Source organism: Blastococcus sp. HT6-4 (assembly GCF_039679125.1).
Lineage (GTDB): Bacteria > Actinomycetota > Actinomycetes > Mycobacteriales > Geodermatophilaceae > Blastococcus > Blastococcus montanus.
The window spans coordinates 1,846,118-1,860,930 of sequence record NZ_CP155551.1 but is presented as its reverse complement, the minus strand read 5'-3'; the positions used below and the strand labels follow the sequence as shown (position 1 = coordinate 1,860,930).

Genomic DNA, 14,813 nt, shown 5'->3' with positions numbered 1-14,813 from the left:
CCGACGGGCTCCTCAGCTCCGCCGCGCGACCAGCACGGTGTCCGGCACCGGACTCCCCGTCCGCTCCGCCGCCCCCGGATCGCGGTCCCGGGTCTCGGTGACGACGTCGCGCCACTCCTGCGGGTCGAGCACCGCCGCGACGTCCTCGGCGGTGTGGAGCACGCCGGGCTCGTGCGCGTGGTGCTGCCCGTGGCCCCGGTGGTCGCCCATCAGGTGCCCGACGACCAGCAGGGTCCCGCCCGGCGCGACCGCGGCGGCCAGCCGGCGGAACAGGGCCTCGTGGTCGGTCCAGGTCGAGTGCAGGTAGTGGGCGGTCACCAGGTCGAAGCGGCCCTCCGGCGGCGCCCACACGTCCAGGTCCTCGTGCCGCCAATCGACGCGGTCGCCGAGCCCGCGGGCGCGTGCCTGGGCGGCGCCGCGCTCCAGGGCGACCGGCGAGAAGTCGACCGCGGTGACCCGCCAGCCGCGCTCGGCCAGCCAGAGGGCGTCGCCGCCCTCGCCGGAGCCGGCGTCCAGCGCGCTACCGGGCGGCAGCTCGGCCGCCTCCACGACCAGCTGCCCGTTCGGCCGGCCGCTCCACACCGCCGGAGCCGAGCGGTAGAGCTCGTCGTAGGACTCCCGGTCCACGGCGCTCACGCCGCCACGCTCCGGCGCCCCGGCCACCGCGCGTGCGGTGTCCTCCTCGATCAGGTCCGCGTTGATCATCGCTCCGGCCTTGAGGCCCTGCGCCGCCGCGACGATCACCTGTGCGCTCAGGTCACCGGCGTTCCCGGCCACCCACACGCCCGGGACGTCGGTGCGCCCGGTCGGGTCGGCGGGCAGGTAGGTGCCCAGGACGGCGCCGTGCATCTCCATCGGCACCGGCACTGCGCCGAGGTCCGCGAGCAGCTCGCCGTTGGCGACGAACCGCGGGGCCACGACCACCGCGTCCCGGGCCACCAGCCCGCCGTCGGCCAGGCGGACGTCGGCGCCGCCCTCGAGGCCGGCCACTCCGCCGCGCACGATCCGGACACCGCGGGCCGCCAGCTTCTCCAGGTCGGCCTCGGCCGGCTCGGCGCCGGTGTGCACGAACAGGACGACGTCCTCGCTCCACTGCCGCCACAGGAGGGCGGCGTAGGCACCCAGCGGTCCGGTGCTCACGATGCCGACGGCGCGGTCGCGGACCTCCCAGCCGTGGCAGTACGGGCAGTGCAGCACCGTGCTCCCCCACCGTTCGGCCACGCCGGGGACGTCGGGCAGGTCGTCGGTGAGGCCGGCCGCGAGCAGTACGCGCCGCGCGTGCACGTCCCTGCCGCCGTCCAGGGCCAGGCGGAAGCCGTCGTCCTCGCGGCGGACCGACATCCCCCGCCCGGGCACGACCGTGCCGCCGTAGGACTCCACCTCGCTCCGGCCGATGGCGTACAGCTCGGCCGGCGGGGTGCCCTCCCGGCCCAGGTAGTCGTGCACGTTCCCGGCCGGTGCGTTGCGGGGCTCCCCCGCGTCCACCACCAGCACGCTGCGCCGGGCGCGGGCCAGGGTGAGCGCACCGCTCAGCCCCGCCGCGCCGCCACCGATGACCACCACGTCGTATCGCTCGTCCATGCCGTCCACTGTCACCGCGGGCGACGCATATGGCAACGACGGTTGCCGGTATGGCAAGGTATCCGAGATGACCGACGACCACGTCCTGCTGAACGTGGGCCCGCGCCTCCGTGCTCTCCGCACCGAGCGCGGAGCCACGCTCACCGAGGTCGCCGACGCCACGGGGATCTCCGTCAGCACCCTGTCGCGGCTGGAGTCGGGCGGGCGCCGCCCCACGCTGGAGCTGCTGCTGCCGCTGGCCCGGACCTACGGCGTGGCCCTCGACGACCTGGTGGACGCCCCGGCGCCGGCCGATCCGCGAGTGCACGCGCGCCCGATCGAGCGCGACGGCATGACCATGGTGCCGCTCACCCGCCAGACCGGCGGGCCCCAGGCCTACAAGATGGAGCTCCCGCCGCGGTGGCAGGTCGGGAACACCGAGCAGAAGGTGCACGACGGCTACGAGTGGCTCTACGTCCTCTCGGGCCGGGTGCGACTGCTGCTCGGCGCCCGCGACTTCGTGCTCGGCACCGGGGAGGTCGTCGAGTTCGACACCCGGGTGCCGCACGCGTTCTCCAACCCGTTCCCCGAGCCCGCCGAGTCGCTCGTCCTCTTCGGCCCGCAGGGCGAGCGGATGCACGTCCGCGCCCGCCCCGCCGGCCGTTAGCGGGGCCGTCCAGGTCCCGCACCGCACCGGCGGGTCCGCGCCGCCTTGCGCCCCGGCTGGGCGGACCTGTCGAATGGGGCGATGTGGCGGTCAGCGGCCTGGGGCCTGGGCCGGGAGCTGAGCTTCAGCGCAGCGCTGGTGGCCGCTGCCATGCTCGTCGTCCACCTCTCCCCGTGGCCACCGTTCTGGGTGGTCGTCACCGTGGTGACCGCCGGCTGGTCCGCCCGGGTCGCGGCGGAGCCGGCGGTGTGGGGCCCGCGCTACACCTCGACCACCAGCGCGCCGTCCTCCTCCCGGACGGGGTAGACGCGGATCGGTGCGGCGCCGGACGTCGAGGCGCCGTCGGCCCACCGGTAGGCGTACTGGTGCAGTGGGCAGACCAGCACGTCGACGTCGGTCTGCCCGTCGGCGAGCGGGCCCCCGGCATGGGGACAGGCCGCCTGGGTGGCGTGCAGCGAGCCGTCGCGCAGCCGGAACACCGCCACCTGCTCACCGCCGACCACGAAGGTGCGCCCCTCCCCCGGCGGGACCTCCGCCACGCTGCCCACCACGTGCGCCGTCGTGGACCGCTCCTCGGTGAGGCTCATCGGACCGGCACCTTCGGCAGCGCGACCAGCGGCAGCGACGGGCGGAACTGACCGGGCGTGGCCGGCTCCGCGGCGTCCTGGCCCCACGGATCGGTGTAGGCGTCGATCGACCGCTGCATGCCGGCGTCCAGGTCGGCGACGATCCCCTCGCTGTCCTCGAGCAGCACCGCCTTGATCGTCTCCAGCCCGATGCGGGGCACGAAGTCGTACGTGCGCTCCAACCAGTTCGCGTTCTCCCGGTAGTACTGCATGAACCGGCCGGCCAGGGTGATCACCGCCTCCGGGGAGTCCACGGTGGCCAGCAGGTCGCCCTTGCGGATGGTCGCCCCGGCGGCCCCGCCGACGTAGACCTCCCACTTGCCGTTGCCCACGGCCACGACACCGACGTCCTTCACGTACGCCTCCGCGCAGTTCCGGGGGCAGCCGACGACGGCGAGCTTCATCTTCGCCGGGCTCTCGATGCCCTGGAACCGGGTCTCCAGGTCGATGCCGAGCTGGGTGGAGTCGCCGAGGCCGAAGCGGCAGAAGTCGCTGCCGACGCAGGTCTTCACCGTGCGGAAGCTCTTGCCGTAGGCGTACCCGGACGGCATGCCGAGGTCGGCCCACATGGCCGGCAGGTCCTCCTTGCGGACGCCGAGCAGGTCGATCCGCTGGCCGCCGGTCACCTTCACCATCGGCACCTCGTACCTCTCGGCGACGTCGGCGATCTTCCGCAGCTGCGCCGGCGTGGTCACCCCGCCCTTCATCTGCGGGACGACGGAGAAGGTGCCGTCACGCTGGATGTTGGCGTGCACCCGGTCGTTGATGAACTCGCCGTCCTTCTCCGGGACGAAGTCGTGCCCCCAGATCATCTTCAGCAGCGAGGTCAGCCCCATCTTCGACTTCGCGTCGTCCCTGCCGTCGGGCGCGAGGGTCGAGAACACCGCCGACACGCTGCGCAGGTCGTGCTCACGGATGGCCCGCATCAGCTCCGGCTTCGGCATGGGGATGCCGGGCACGTACCAGGACGCCGCCGGGTCCTCGGTGAGGTCGCCGTCGGCGGCCCACTCGACGATCTGCTTCACCAGCGACTTGCAGGAGCCACAGCCCTTGCCGGCGCGGGTGCGGTCCATGACCTCGCCGACGTTCGAGCAGCCGCCGGACACCGCCCCGCAGATGTCGCCCTTCGACACCCCGTTGCAGTTGCAGACCTGGCTGTCGGCGGGCATCTCGGCGACGCCGACCTCCGCCGCGCCGTCGGAGAGGTCGACCAGCAGCCGGATGCGCTCCTCGGGCAGCGGGGCGCCGCGGTCGAAGGCCTGGGTGAGGAAGGCGACCTTGCGGGTGTCCCCGAGCAGCGTGGCGCCGACCAGCTTGTCGTCGCGGATGACCACCGACAGGTGCACCCCGCGCTTCGGCTCGGAGATCACCAGGAACTCGTCGTCGTCGCGCTCGGGGGTACTGACCCCCATGACCGCCACGTCGACGCCGGCGACCTTGAGCTTCGTCGCCGTCCGGCTGCCGTGGTACTCGGCCGCCGGGTCGGTGCCGGTGAGGACGTCGGCCAGGACCTTGGCGTGCTCCCACGCGGGGGCGACCAGTCCGTAGAGCTCGCCGCGGTGCTGGGCGCACTCGCCGATGGCGTAGACGTCGGGGTCGTCGGTGCGCAGCTGGTCGTCGACGACGATCCCGCGCTGCACCTCGAGCCCGGAGCGGACGGCGAGGTCGCTGTGCGGGCGCACCCCGGCGGCGACGACGAGCAGGTCGCAGTCCAGCCGCCGGCCGTCCTTGAGGACGACGCCCTCCACGTGGTCGGTGCCGAGAACCTCGGTGGCCAGGACGTCGAGGTGCACGGTGATGCCGAGAGATTCGACGCTCTTCCTGAGGATCGCGCCGGCCTCGGCGTCGAGCTGGGCGTTCATCAGCCAGGGCATGGCGTGCACCAGGTCGACCTGCAGGCCGTGGCCCTGCAGCGCCCGCGCCGCCTCCAGCCCGAGCAGCCCGCCGCCCATGACGACGGCGCGCGTGCACCGGCCGGTCGCCGCGAGCATCGCGCGGGTCTCGTCGATGGTCCGGAAGCCGTACACGCCGGGCAGCAGCTCACCGCCGTCGGTGCGGACCCCGGTCATCGGCGGGATGAACGAGTAGCTGCCGGTGGCCAGCACCAGGTGGTCGTAACCGGTCACGCTGCCGTCGGCGGCGTGCACCTGCTTGGCGGCGGTGTCGATCCGCTCGACCCGCACGCCGGCCCGCAGGTCGACGCCGTTGTCGGCGTACCAGTCGTGCGAGTTCAGGACGATGTCGTCCTCGTGCGACTCCCCGGCCAGCACCGGCGAGAGCATGATGCGGTTGTAGTTGCCGTGCGGCTCGTCACCGAAGACGGTGATGCGGAACTGCTCGCCGCCGCCGCGCTCGAGCACCTCCTCGACGAAGCGGGCCCCGGCCATGCCGTTGCCGACGACGACCAGCCGGCCGCGGGTGTCCGGCTCGTCCTCGAGGTGCAGGGTCGTGGCGCCGGTCAGCCGGCCGCCCAGGATCGCCGTCATCAGACCTCCACCAGACCCAGGTCGACGACGATCTCGCCGGTGACGCCCTCGGGGGCCGCGGCGTGGAGCTCCACCACCGAGCCGCCCAGGAGGTCCTCGACCACCCGGAGCGGCACGTGGGTGTCGGCCTTGGCGCCGATCGGGAACCAGCGCACGGGCTCGCCGTCCCGCACCAGGAGCACGTACACCAGCTCGCCGGTGCTGTTCCCGCCGCGGAAGTAGAGCGCCTGGGCCGTCCGGCCGGGAGGCACGGTCCAGCGCAGCGCCGGATCGACCGGGCCGGGCTTGGACAGCCCCTCCCCGGTGATCGGGAAGACGCCCTGCAGGAAGCGGGGTGTGCTCTTCACGGGGGTACTCCTCGGGGTCGTCGTCGTGCGGGACGGCGGGTGGGGCGTGGGTGGTACGGGGCCGGTGTGCTCCCGGGGCCGCGGCTGGGTGGCGGCGGCAGGAGGCGGGATGTGCTCGTCGGGCTCGCCGATCCGGGTGACCGCGACGGCGCAGACCTTGAAGGCCGGCATCCGGCTGGTGGGGTCGAGCGCGTCGGCGTCGGTGAGGGCGTTGGCGCTGGAGCCGCCGCCCCAGTGGAAGGGCACGAAGACGACGTCGGGCCGGATCGTGTCGGTGACGGCGGCGTGGAAGCGGGCGCGGCCGCGGCGGGTGACCAGCTCGACGACGTCGTCGTTGGCGATGCCCAGCGCGCGCGCCAGGTCGGGGTGCAGCTCGGCGCGCGGGGTGGGCGCCACCATCTGCAGGCTGCGCGAGCGGCGGGTCTGGGTGCCCGACTGGTACTGGGCGAGGACCCGGCCGGTGGTGAGCACGTACGGGTAGTCGGCGTCGGGTCGATCGTGGGCGTCGACGTGCTCCACGCGGAGGAACCGGGCGCGCCCGTCGGGGGTCGCGAACCGCTCGGTGAACAGCCGCGGGGTGCCGGGGTGCGCATCCCCGGGGCAGGGCCAGAAGACGCCGTGCTCCTCGTCGATCCGCCGGTAGCTGATGCCGGAGTAGTCGGCCACGCCCCCGGCGCTGGCCCGGCGGAGCTCCTCGAAGACCGTCTCCGGGTCGCCGCTGAACCTGTCCCCCGCACCGAGGCGGGCGGCCAGCTCGGCGAGCAGCTGGAGGTCGTCGCGCACGCCCTCGGGGGGCGCGAGCGCCTGCCGCCGGCGGAGCACCCGGCCCTCGAGGTTGGTCATCGTCCCGGCCTCCTCCGCCCACATGGCGCTGGGCAGGACGACGTCGGCGAGCTCGGCCGTCTCGGAGAGGAAGAAGTCGCTGACGACGAGGAAGTCCAGGTCGGCGAGCCGGCTGATCACCCGCCGGGCGTCGGGGGCGGAGACGGCGACGTTCGACGCGAGCACCAGCAGGGTGCGGACGCCGCCGTCGGTGCCCAGCGCGTCGAGCAGCTCGAAGGCGCTCTTCCCCGGCATCGGCAGCTCGTCGGGGTCGACTCCCCAGACGGCGGCCACGTGCGCGCGGGCGGCGGGGTCGGTCAGCGACCGGTAGCCGGGCAGCTGGTCGGCCTTCTGGCCGTGCTCGCGGCCGCCCTGCCCGTTGCCCTGCCCGGTGACGGTGCCCCACCCGCTGCCCCGCCGGCCGGGCAGGCCGAGGGCCAGCGCCAGGTTGATCCACGCCTGGGCGGTGTCGGTGCCGCTGCGGTGCTGCTCGGCGCCGCGGGCGGTGAGGACCATCGCCTTCTCCGCCCGGGCGAGGGCGAAGACGGTCCGTCGCTGGTCGGCCACCGGCACGCCGGTGAGCCGCTCGACTCGGTCGGGCCAGTACGCGGCGACGCCCTCGCGCACCGCCTCGAAGCCGGTGGTGCGCGCGGCGACGTACTCCTCGTCCACCAGCCCCTCGACCAGCGCGATGTGCAGCAGACCGTTGGCCAGCGCCAGGTCGGTGCCGGGCAGCGGCTGCAGGTGCAGGGCGGCGTTGCGGGCGGTGGCGGTCCGCCGGGGGTCGACGACGATGTGCCGCGCGCCGCGTTCGCGGCCGGCGTCGAACCACTGCATGGCCGGCGGCATGGTGTCGGCGGGGTTGCTGCCCACGAGCACCACGACGTCGGCCTCGGCGATGTCGGCCAGCGGGAAGGGCAGGCCCCGGTCCAGGCCGAACGCCCGGTTCGCGGCGCCCGCCGCCGAGGACATGCAGAACCGGCCGTTGTAGTCGATGGCGCTGGTGCGCAGGGCGACGCGGGCGAACTTGCCGAACTGGTAAGCCTGCTCGTTGGTCAGCGACCCGCCGCCGAAGCAGCCGACGGCGTCGCGGCCGTGCGTCCGCTGCGTCCGCTCGATCGCGGCGACGACCCGGTTCAGGGCGTCGTCCCAGCTGGTCTCGACCAGCGGGCTGGTGCGGTCACCGGGGACCGCGCGCACCAGGGGGCGCAGCAGCCGCTCGGGGTGGTCGAGCAGCTCCGCCGACGACCAGCCCTTCGAGCAGAGCCCGCCCCGGTTGGTGGGGAAGTCCAGCGGCACGAGCGTCGCCGGGCGGGCCCCGGCAGTGACGGCCATGCCGCACTGCAGCGAGCAGTAGGGGCAGTGGGTGTTCGTCGTCCGGGAGGCACGGACGCCCGGGGCGGCGGACGCGGGCGACACGGTGGCGGACACGGCACGAGCTTCGGATGCGGTCGTTTCCCCTCGTCGACCCCGACGTCAACGCTGCGTTCCGTCGGCCTCACGGCGGCCGCCGGGTCGGTGTGCGGTGCCCGCGTGGTCGAATCCTCCGGTGACCCACGGCCCCACCATCCGGCGGATCGACGACCCCGACGAGCCCGGGCCCGACGTCCGTCCCGCCGAGCAGCGCGACGTGCCGCGGATCGCGGCGACCCTTAGCGTCGCGCTGGCCGACTCCCGCTGGACCCGCTGGGCGCTGCCCGACGACGGCCGCATGCAGCGGCTCACCCGCCTCCACGAGCTCGACGCGGCGCACCGCGGGGTGTCCACCGGCACCGCCTGGGTGACCGAGGACCGCGACGCCGTCGCCGTCTGGGAGCCGCCCCCGGGCGCGCCCGGCACCCGCCCCATGCCCGACGACGTGCGGACCACCCTGGCCCGCGAGTTGCCCTACCTGTCGGCCCACCGCGCCCGGGTGGTGGCCGAGACCGAGGCGCTGGTGAACGCGGCGCTGCCCGACCGGCCGCACTGGCGGCTGCGGCACCTGGGTGTGCGCCCGTCGGCCCGCCGGAAGGGGCTGGCCGCGGCCGTGCTCGCGCCGGTGCTGGTGCGCTGCGACACGGAGAAGACCCCCGCCGCCGCCGCGGTGTTCGGCTGGGCCAACGTGCGGTTCTTCCGCGGCTTCGGCTTCCAGGTCATCGAGACCACCCGCACCAGCGACGACGAGCTGCCGCTGTGGGTCCTCGTCCGCGAACCGCTCTCCCTGAGCTGACCGCCGTCCTGCCGATCCCGGAGACCCCGTGCCCAGCCCTGCCGCCCGCCTCCTCCCGCCGCTGATGCGCCTCATCCGCTTCCGGCGGGAGTTCGAGCGCCCTGAGCTGATGCTGCGGGGCGTGCAGGAGCGCCTGCTGCGCCCGGTGCCGTACGGGCCACCGCGCGGACTCGGCCCGGTGGAGGTCGTGGTGGACGTCCACCACGCGACCGGCTGGCCGGTCTACCGCGTCCTCCCCCGCGGCCGGACGCCGGACCGTGCCGCCGTCTACGTGCACGGGGGTGCCTGGGTGAACCAGATCCACCCCCTGCACTGGCGCCTGGTCGCCCGGCTCGCCGCCCGCAGCGGCACCGCGATCACCGTGCCCGTCTACCCCCTGGCGCCGGTGGGCACGGCGGCGACCGTGGTGCCGCCCGTCGCCGACCTGATCGGCGCGCTGGTCGACCGGCACGGCGCCGGGCGGGTCACCGCCATGGGCGACTCGGCCGGCGGTCAGATCGCGCTGTCCGCCGCCCAGCAGCTCCGCGACCGGGGCGTGCCGCCGTTGCGCCGGACGGTGCTTGTCTCGCCGGCGCTGGACCTGACCCTGGCCAACCCGGAGATCGACCTGGTGGAGCCGCAGGACCCCTGGCTGGCCCGCCCCGGCACCCGGGCGGCGATCGAGCTCTGGCGGGGCGAGCTCCCGCTGACCGATCCGCTGGTGAGCCCGCTGTTCGGGGAGCTGGCCGGACTGGGTCCCCTGACCGTCTTCAGCGGCACCCGGGACATCACCAGCCCGGACACCCGGTTGCTGGTGGACCGCGCCCGCGCGGCCGGCGTGCCGGTCGACCACCACGAAGAGGAGGGCCTGGTCCACGTGCACGCGCTGCTGCCGGTGCCCGAGGGGCGGCGCGCCCGGCGGGTGATGGCCGCCGTCCTCGCCGGCTGAGGAGCACCCCGGTAGCGGCCGCTCCGCCCGGGTGCCGCTACCGAGGTGCTGGCGCGGCCCGTGGACGTGCTGGGAAAGTCGCGCGGGGGGTGTCGATCCGGCCGCACCTCGTTCGTACAGGGGGTGAGCGACCGGCACGAGGCCGGCGCCGCACCCCAGGAGGCAGCCATGGCGCAGTACCTGCTCAACATCGTCCAGCCGGTCGGCGAGGTCCCCCCGCCGGAGGAGCTGGGGCCGGTGATGAAGGAGCTCGCGGCGCTCAACGAGGAGATGCAGGCAGCGGCGGTGTGGGTCTTCGCCGCCGCGCTGCAGCAGCCGGAGGCATCGACCGTGGTCCGCGCCGAGGACGGCGACGTCCTCGTCACCGACGGCCCGTACGCCGAGGGCAAGGAGTTCATCGGTGGGTTCGACGTGATCGAGGTCGAGGACCTGGACGAGGCACTGCTGTGGGCCGGCCGGCTCGCCCGCGTCCTCGGCGGCCTGCCGGTCGAGGTCCGGCCCGTCGCCCAGCGCTTCTGACTCCCGTGGACGACGTCGTCGCCGAGGTCGAGCGGGTCTTCCGCGAGCACCACGGCCGGGCGGTCGCCGTCCTGATCCGCCTCCTCGGTGACGTCGACGCCGCCGAGGAGGCGGTCCAGGATGCCTTCCTCACCGCCGTCGCCCGCTGGCCGGCCGACGGCGTCCCGCTCAGCCCGGCCGGCTGGATCATCACGACCGCCCGCAACCGGGCGATCGACCGCCTGCGGCGGGAGAGCACGCGCACGGACCGGCACGTCCAGGCCGCGCTGCTCCTCGGCGACCCGAGCCCACCCGAGCAGGGGCCCGTGCGCGACGACCGGCTCCGGCTCGTCTTCACCTGCTGCCACCCGGCGCTGTCCGTGCCGGCCCGGGTGGCGCTGACCCTCCGGCTGATCGGCGGGCTGACCACGGCGGAGATCGCCGCCGCCTTCCTGGTGCCCGAGCCCACGATGGCCCAGCGCCTGGTCCGGGCGAAGGCCAAGATCCGGGCCGCCCGCATCCCCTACCGGGTGCCGGCGGAGGCCGAGCTCCCGGACCGGCTGCCGGCCGTGCTCGCCGTCGTCTACCTGGTGTTCTCGGAGGGCTACGCCGCCTCGTCGGGGGAACGCCTGCTGCGGGAGGACCTCTGCGCCGAGGCGATCCGGCTCGGTCGGCTGCTCGCCGAGCTGATGCCCGACGAGCCGGAGGTCCTCGGGCTGCTGGCGCTCATGCTGCTGACCGAGGCCCGGCGGCCGGCGCGGACCACCGCCGACGGCGACCTCGTGCTGCTCGCCGACCAGGACCGGACGCGCTGGGACCGGGCGCTGGTCGCCGAGGGCCTGGGCCTGGTGCGCCGGTGCCTGCGGCGCGACCGGCCCGGTCCGTACCAGCTGCAGGCCGCCGTCGCCGCCGTCCACGGCGACGCGGCGACGGCCGCCACCACCGATTGGCGGCAGGTCGTCGCGCTCTACGACCAGCTGATGGCGCTGGCCCCGAGCCCGGTGGTCGCCCTGCACCGCGCCGTCGCCGTCGCCGAAGTGGCCGGACCGGCGGCCGGCCTGGCGCTCGTCGAGGAGCTGGACCTGCCCCGCCACCACCTGCTGCCCGCCGTGCGCGCCGACCTGCTGCGCCGGCTGGGCCGCACCGCCGAGGCGCTCGAGTCCTACCGGGCGGCCCTGGCGCTGGCGGGCAACGACTCCGAGCGCGCGTTCCTCCGGCGGCGCTCCGATGAGTTGTCGGACCCACGGCGGTCGATGGGTGCATGAGCACCCCACCGCCCTGGAGCTCACCTTCACCGCGCCCATCGAGAAGGACGGCGCCTTCACCACCTACCCGGTCGTGCCGGACTCAGCCGAGCTGCTGGGCACCCGCCGGGCCGTGAAGGTGACCGGCACCGCCGACGGGCACGCCTTCGCGGCCACCCTCATGCCGTCGGGCACCGGCCCCCACTGGCTGCCGCTGCGCGCGGCGATCTGCTCGGCCATCGGCAAGAGCCGCGCGGGCGAGGAGGTCACCGTGCACCTGCAGCAGCGGCTCGGCTAGCTGCCGCAGCTGCGGCTATTCCCAGTTCCGGCGCTGCTTCTTCAGCTGACCGCGCTGCTTCTTCGCCTCGATGCGCCGCTCCTTCGAGCCGCGTGTGGGCTTGGTGCGCCGCCGGGCCGGAGCCGGCGGGGCGAGCGCGGCACGGAGCACCGCCGCCAGCCGCTCGCGGGCGGCCTGCCGGTTGCGCAGCTGCTGGCGGTGCTCGCTCGCGGCGATCGTCAGGACGCCGTCGACCAGCCGGGGTCCCAGACGGGCGGCCAGCCGGGCGCGCTGCGGGTCGGTGAGGCCAGGCAGGTCCAGCGGCGACACCGACAGCTCGACGCGGGAGTCGGCGGTGTTCACGCCCTGCCCACCGGGGCCCGACGACCGGGAGAAGCGCCACGACAGCACGCCCGCGGGCACGACGACGGAGCCGGTGACCGGGAGGTCACCGGAGGCGTCGTCGGCGGCAGGCACCCCCACAGTCTCGCCGATGGTGGGGCCCCGGGGGTCAGGCGGCTGCCGGTACCGGGTCGGCGCCGCCGCGGGCACCCGGGCGGCAGCGCAGGAGCCGCCGCACGGTCAGCCAGGAACCGCGTCGGGCGCCGTGGGCCTCCAGCGCCTCGACGGCGTAGGCCGAGCAGGTGGGCGTGAACGAGCAGCACGGGCGCCGCTTCGGGCTGATCTCGCGCTGGTAGAAACGGACGGCGGCGACGAGGCGGGCCGCCGCGCCGGTCCCCTGCCGGCCGGCCCGGATCGCGGGCAGCGACCGCGGGGCGACGTACAGCAGGTCCATCCCGCAGCCGACGGCGTTGGCCAGGCAGCAGCCGGTGTTGAGGAACAGCAGGTCGCGCAGGCAGGAGTCGTTCCGGCGGTACCCGCGCGGCCGGCCGTACCCGGGCCCGTAGCCCCCGTAGCCCCGGCCGTAGTGGCCCGCGTAGTGCCCGCGGTACCCGCCGCCGTACCCCCGACGGGGTCGACGGCGCCGGGGACCCCAGCCGCTGCTCCAGATGAAGACCATGGGGAGGCAGGTACCGCGCGAGGATGGTGCCCATGCCTGATCTCGCCGATGCCCTGGCCGCCGGACCGGTCGTGCTGGACGGCGGCCTGTCCACGGAGCTGGAGGCCCGCGGGCACGACGTGTCCTCGGCCCTGTGGTCGGCGCGGCTCCTGCGCGACGATCCAGGGGCGATCGTGGCGGCGCACGCCGCCTTCGCCGCGGCGGGCGCCGAGGTCGCGACGACGGCCAGCTACCAGGCGACGGCCGAGGGCTTCGCCGCCGCCGGCGTGGACGCGACCGAGGCCCAGCGGTTGATCGCGTCGTCGGTGGGACTGGCGCGCGAGGGGCAGGGCGGCGGCTGGGTCGCCGGTTCCGTCGGCCCGTACGGCGCGATGCTGGCCGACGGCTCCGAGTACACGGGTGCGTACCTGGCCGGGACGGACGTCGCCGCGCTGCGCGCCTTCCACCGGCCCCGCATGGAGCTGCTCGCGCAGGCGGGCGCCGACGTGCTGGCCTGCGAAACCGTGCCCGCGGCCGCCGAGGTGGAGGCGCTCGTCGCCGAGGCACGGTCGCTGGGCGTGCCCATCTGGCTCTCGCTGACCACGGTGGTGGACGACGACGGGGTCGCGCGCACCCGGCGCGGGGAACGCGTCGACGAGGTCTTCGGGATGGCGGCCGGCATCGACGAGGTGATCGCGGTCGGGGTGAACTGCACCGCCCCGGCGGCGATCGGCCCCACGGTCGCCGCGGCCGCCACGGCCGGGAAGCCGGTCGTCGCCTATCCCAACAGCGGCGAGGCATGGGACGCCGGAGCCCGGCGCTGGACGGGCTCGGCAGGGGTGCCCCCCGGCGACGTCCCCGGCTGGGTGGCCGCCGGCGCCCGGCTGATCGGTGGGTGCTGCCGCGTCCGCCCGGCCGACATCGCCGCCCTCGCCGCCACGATCAGCTGACCTGATCATCGAGCGTCCTCCCCCACCGCGGGCGGTGAGGGAGGACGCGCCGAGCCGAGGGAGGACGCGGTCAGAGGATGGGGCGGCCGCCGGTGACCGCGACCCGCGCGCCGGACACGTAGGAGCCCTCGTCACTGGCCAGCAGCACGTAGACCGGCGCCAGCTCGGCCGGCTGGCCGGCCCGGCCCAGCGGTGTGTTCCCGCCGAAGCTCTCCACCTTCTCCTCGGGCATCGTCGAGGGGATCAGCGGTGTCCAGATCGGGCCGGGCGCGACGCTGTTGGCCCGGATGCCCTTCTCGCCGTACATCTGCGCCAGGCTGGCGGTGAAGTTCGCGATGCCGGCCTTGGTCATGGCGTAGGCGATGAGGTTCGGGCTCGGGTTGTCGGAGTTCACCGACGAGGAGTTGATGATCGAGGCGCCCGGCCGCATGTGCGGGATGGCGTCCTTGGTGAGGGTGAACATGGCCGAGAGGTTCGTGGCGACGGTGTGGTCCCACTCCTCGTCGGAGATCTCCTCGAGCGAGTCGTGGCTCATCTGGAAGGCGGCGTTGTTGACCAGGACGTCGACCCGGCCGAACTCCTCGATCGCCGTGGGGATGACCGTCTTGGCGTGCGCCCGGTCGGAGAGGTCCCCGGCCACCAGGATGCACTTCCGGCCGGCCTCCTCGACGTACCGCGCGGTGTCCTGGGCGTCCTCGTGCTCGCTCAGGTAGCTGATGAGGACGTCGGCGCCCTCCCGGGCGAAGGCGATCGCGACGGCGCGGCCGATGCCGCTGTCGCCGCCTGTGATGACCGCGACCTTGCCGGTGAGCTTCCCGGAGCCCTGGTAGCTCTCCTCGCCGTGGTCGGGGCGGGGGTCCATCTCGCCGAGGGTGCCCGGCGGGGTCTGCTGCTGGGCGGGCTGGCTCTCGGGGCGGGGTGACGACATGGGGCTCCTCCGGGGCGTCTGGGGTGGACCGGGCCGAGCGGCCCGGGGCTCACCCGCGCGCTACCCGGCCGGCGACCGGAGGAACCCGCCGGAGGACATCGTCAGGCCGCGCGGGAGAGGCTCGTCTCGGCGGGCGGCGCGACGGGCAGCTGCCAGCGCATCTCGAGGCGGCGCTTGCCGAGCCGGTCCACGACGGGAACCCACCGGCACTCCGGGCACTCCTGCTCGCGGGTCTCGACCTTGTCGCGCATGGCAGCCACCTTCCGTTCAT

General features: G+C 75.0%; 16 protein-coding genes. 8 read left to right on the top strand and 8 right to left on the bottom strand.

What is annotated here, in order from left to right:
* Positions 1–12: 12 nt before the first annotated feature.
* A complete protein-coding gene (locus ABDB74_RS09025) occupies positions 13–1,581 on the bottom strand; it encodes a bifunctional NAD(P)/FAD-dependent oxidoreductase/class I SAM-dependent methyltransferase (RefSeq protein ID WP_346623425.1) in 1,569 nt (522 codons plus the stop codon).
* 67 nt (positions 1,582–1,648) lie between these two features.
* Between ABDB74_RS09025 and ABDB74_RS09020 the strand changes: the two genes are divergently transcribed.
* Positions 1,649–2,227: an XRE family transcriptional regulator gene (locus ABDB74_RS09020; RefSeq protein ID WP_346623424.1), complete on the top strand. Its 579-nt coding sequence runs from the start codon at positions 1,649–1,651 to the stop codon at positions 2,225–2,227.
* A gap of 81 nt (positions 2,228–2,308) precedes the next feature.
* Positions 2,309–2,533, top strand: a complete 225-nt coding sequence (locus ABDB74_RS09015; protein ID WP_346623422.1) for a hypothetical protein — start codon at positions 2,309–2,311, stop codon at positions 2,531–2,533.
* Here ABDB74_RS09015 and ABDB74_RS09010 read toward each other — a convergent pair.
* Genes ABDB74_RS09010 through ABDB74_RS09000 form a run of 3 tightly spaced genes read right to left on the bottom strand, consistent with a single transcriptional unit; the run spans position 2,488 to position 7,939 of the window.
* Positions 2,488–2,814 carry a Rieske (2Fe-2S) protein gene (locus tag ABDB74_RS09010; RefSeq protein ID WP_346623421.1) on the bottom strand — a complete coding sequence of 109 codons (327 nt, stop codon included), beginning with the start codon at positions 2,812–2,814 and terminating at the stop codon, positions 2,488–2,490. The genes ABDB74_RS09015 and ABDB74_RS09010 overlap by 46 nt on opposite strands.
* Positions 2,811–5,339, bottom strand: a complete 2,529-nt coding sequence (gene nirB, locus ABDB74_RS09005; RefSeq protein ID WP_346623419.1) for a nitrite reductase large subunit NirB — start codon at positions 5,337–5,339, stop codon at positions 2,811–2,813. Before nirB ends, ABDB74_RS09010 begins: the two co-directional genes overlap by 4 nt.
* Positions 5,339–7,939 (bottom strand): molybdopterin oxidoreductase family protein, encoded by a 2,601-nt coding sequence (locus ABDB74_RS09000; RefSeq protein ID WP_346623417.1) that lies wholly within the window; start codon positions 7,937–7,939, stop codon positions 5,339–5,341. Before ABDB74_RS09000 ends, nirB begins: the two co-directional genes overlap by 1 nt.
* Before the next feature lie 118 nt (positions 7,940–8,057).
* Between ABDB74_RS09000 and ABDB74_RS08995 the strand changes: the two genes are divergently transcribed.
* The 5 genes from ABDB74_RS08995 (at position 8,058) to ABDB74_RS08975 (ending at position 11,685) form a co-directional block, all read left to right on the top strand.
* Entirely contained in the window at positions 8,058–8,717 is a 660-nt protein-coding gene (locus ABDB74_RS08995; protein ID WP_346623415.1) for an N-acetyltransferase, read from the top strand.
* 28 nt (positions 8,718–8,745) lie between these two features.
* Positions 8,746–9,645 (top strand): alpha/beta hydrolase, encoded by a 900-nt coding sequence (locus tag ABDB74_RS08990; RefSeq protein ID WP_346623414.1) that lies wholly within the window; start codon positions 8,746–8,748, stop codon positions 9,643–9,645.
* A gap of 168 nt (positions 9,646–9,813) precedes the next feature.
* A complete protein-coding gene (locus ABDB74_RS08985) occupies positions 9,814–10,164 on the top strand; it encodes a YciI family protein (protein WP_346623413.1) in 351 nt (116 codons plus the stop codon).
* A 5-nt stretch (positions 10,165–10,169) separates the two neighbouring features.
* The gene (locus tag ABDB74_RS08980) at positions 10,170–11,408 is read left to right on the top strand and encodes an RNA polymerase sigma factor (protein WP_346623412.1); all 1,239 of its coding nucleotides are present in this window, start codon (positions 10,170–10,172) and stop codon (positions 11,406–11,408) included.
* Positions 11,401–11,685, top strand: a complete 285-nt coding sequence (locus ABDB74_RS08975; RefSeq protein ID WP_346623411.1) for a DUF1905 domain-containing protein — start codon at positions 11,401–11,403, stop codon at positions 11,683–11,685. Before ABDB74_RS08980 ends, ABDB74_RS08975 begins: the two co-directional genes overlap by 8 nt.
* 15 nt (positions 11,686–11,700) lie before the next feature.
* Here ABDB74_RS08975 and arfB read toward each other — a convergent pair whose 3' ends face one another.
* On the bottom strand, positions 11,701–12,141 hold the full coding sequence (gene arfB / locus ABDB74_RS08970; protein ID WP_346623409.1) for an alternative ribosome rescue aminoacyl-tRNA hydrolase ArfB: 441 nt from the start codon (positions 12,139–12,141) through the stop codon (positions 11,701–11,703).
* Between the two features lie 34 nt (positions 12,142–12,175).
* Positions 12,176–12,685 (bottom strand): membrane protein insertion efficiency factor YidD, encoded by a 510-nt coding sequence (gene yidD / locus ABDB74_RS08965; protein WP_346623408.1) that lies wholly within the window; start codon positions 12,683–12,685, stop codon positions 12,176–12,178.
* Between the two features lie 32 nt (positions 12,686–12,717).
* On the opposite strand from yidD, the gene mmuM reads away from it, so the two are divergent.
* Entirely contained in the window at positions 12,718–13,614 is an 897-nt protein-coding gene (gene mmuM / locus ABDB74_RS08960; protein ID WP_346623406.1) for a homocysteine S-methyltransferase, read from the top strand.
* Between the two features lie 70 nt (positions 13,615–13,684).
* Here mmuM and ABDB74_RS08955 read toward each other — a convergent pair whose 3' ends face one another.
* Both ABDB74_RS08955 and ABDB74_RS08950 read right to left on the bottom strand, forming a co-directional pair.
* The gene (locus tag ABDB74_RS08955; protein ID WP_346623404.1) at positions 13,685–14,542 is read right to left on the bottom strand and encodes an SDR family oxidoreductase; all 858 of its coding nucleotides are present in this window, start codon (positions 14,540–14,542) and stop codon (positions 13,685–13,687) included.
* A gap of 101 nt (positions 14,543–14,643) precedes the next feature.
* On the bottom strand, positions 14,644–14,793 hold the full coding sequence (locus ABDB74_RS08950) for a hypothetical protein (RefSeq protein ID WP_346623403.1): 150 nt from the start codon (positions 14,791–14,793) through the stop codon (positions 14,644–14,646).
* Positions 14,794–14,813 lie beyond the last annotated feature (20 nt).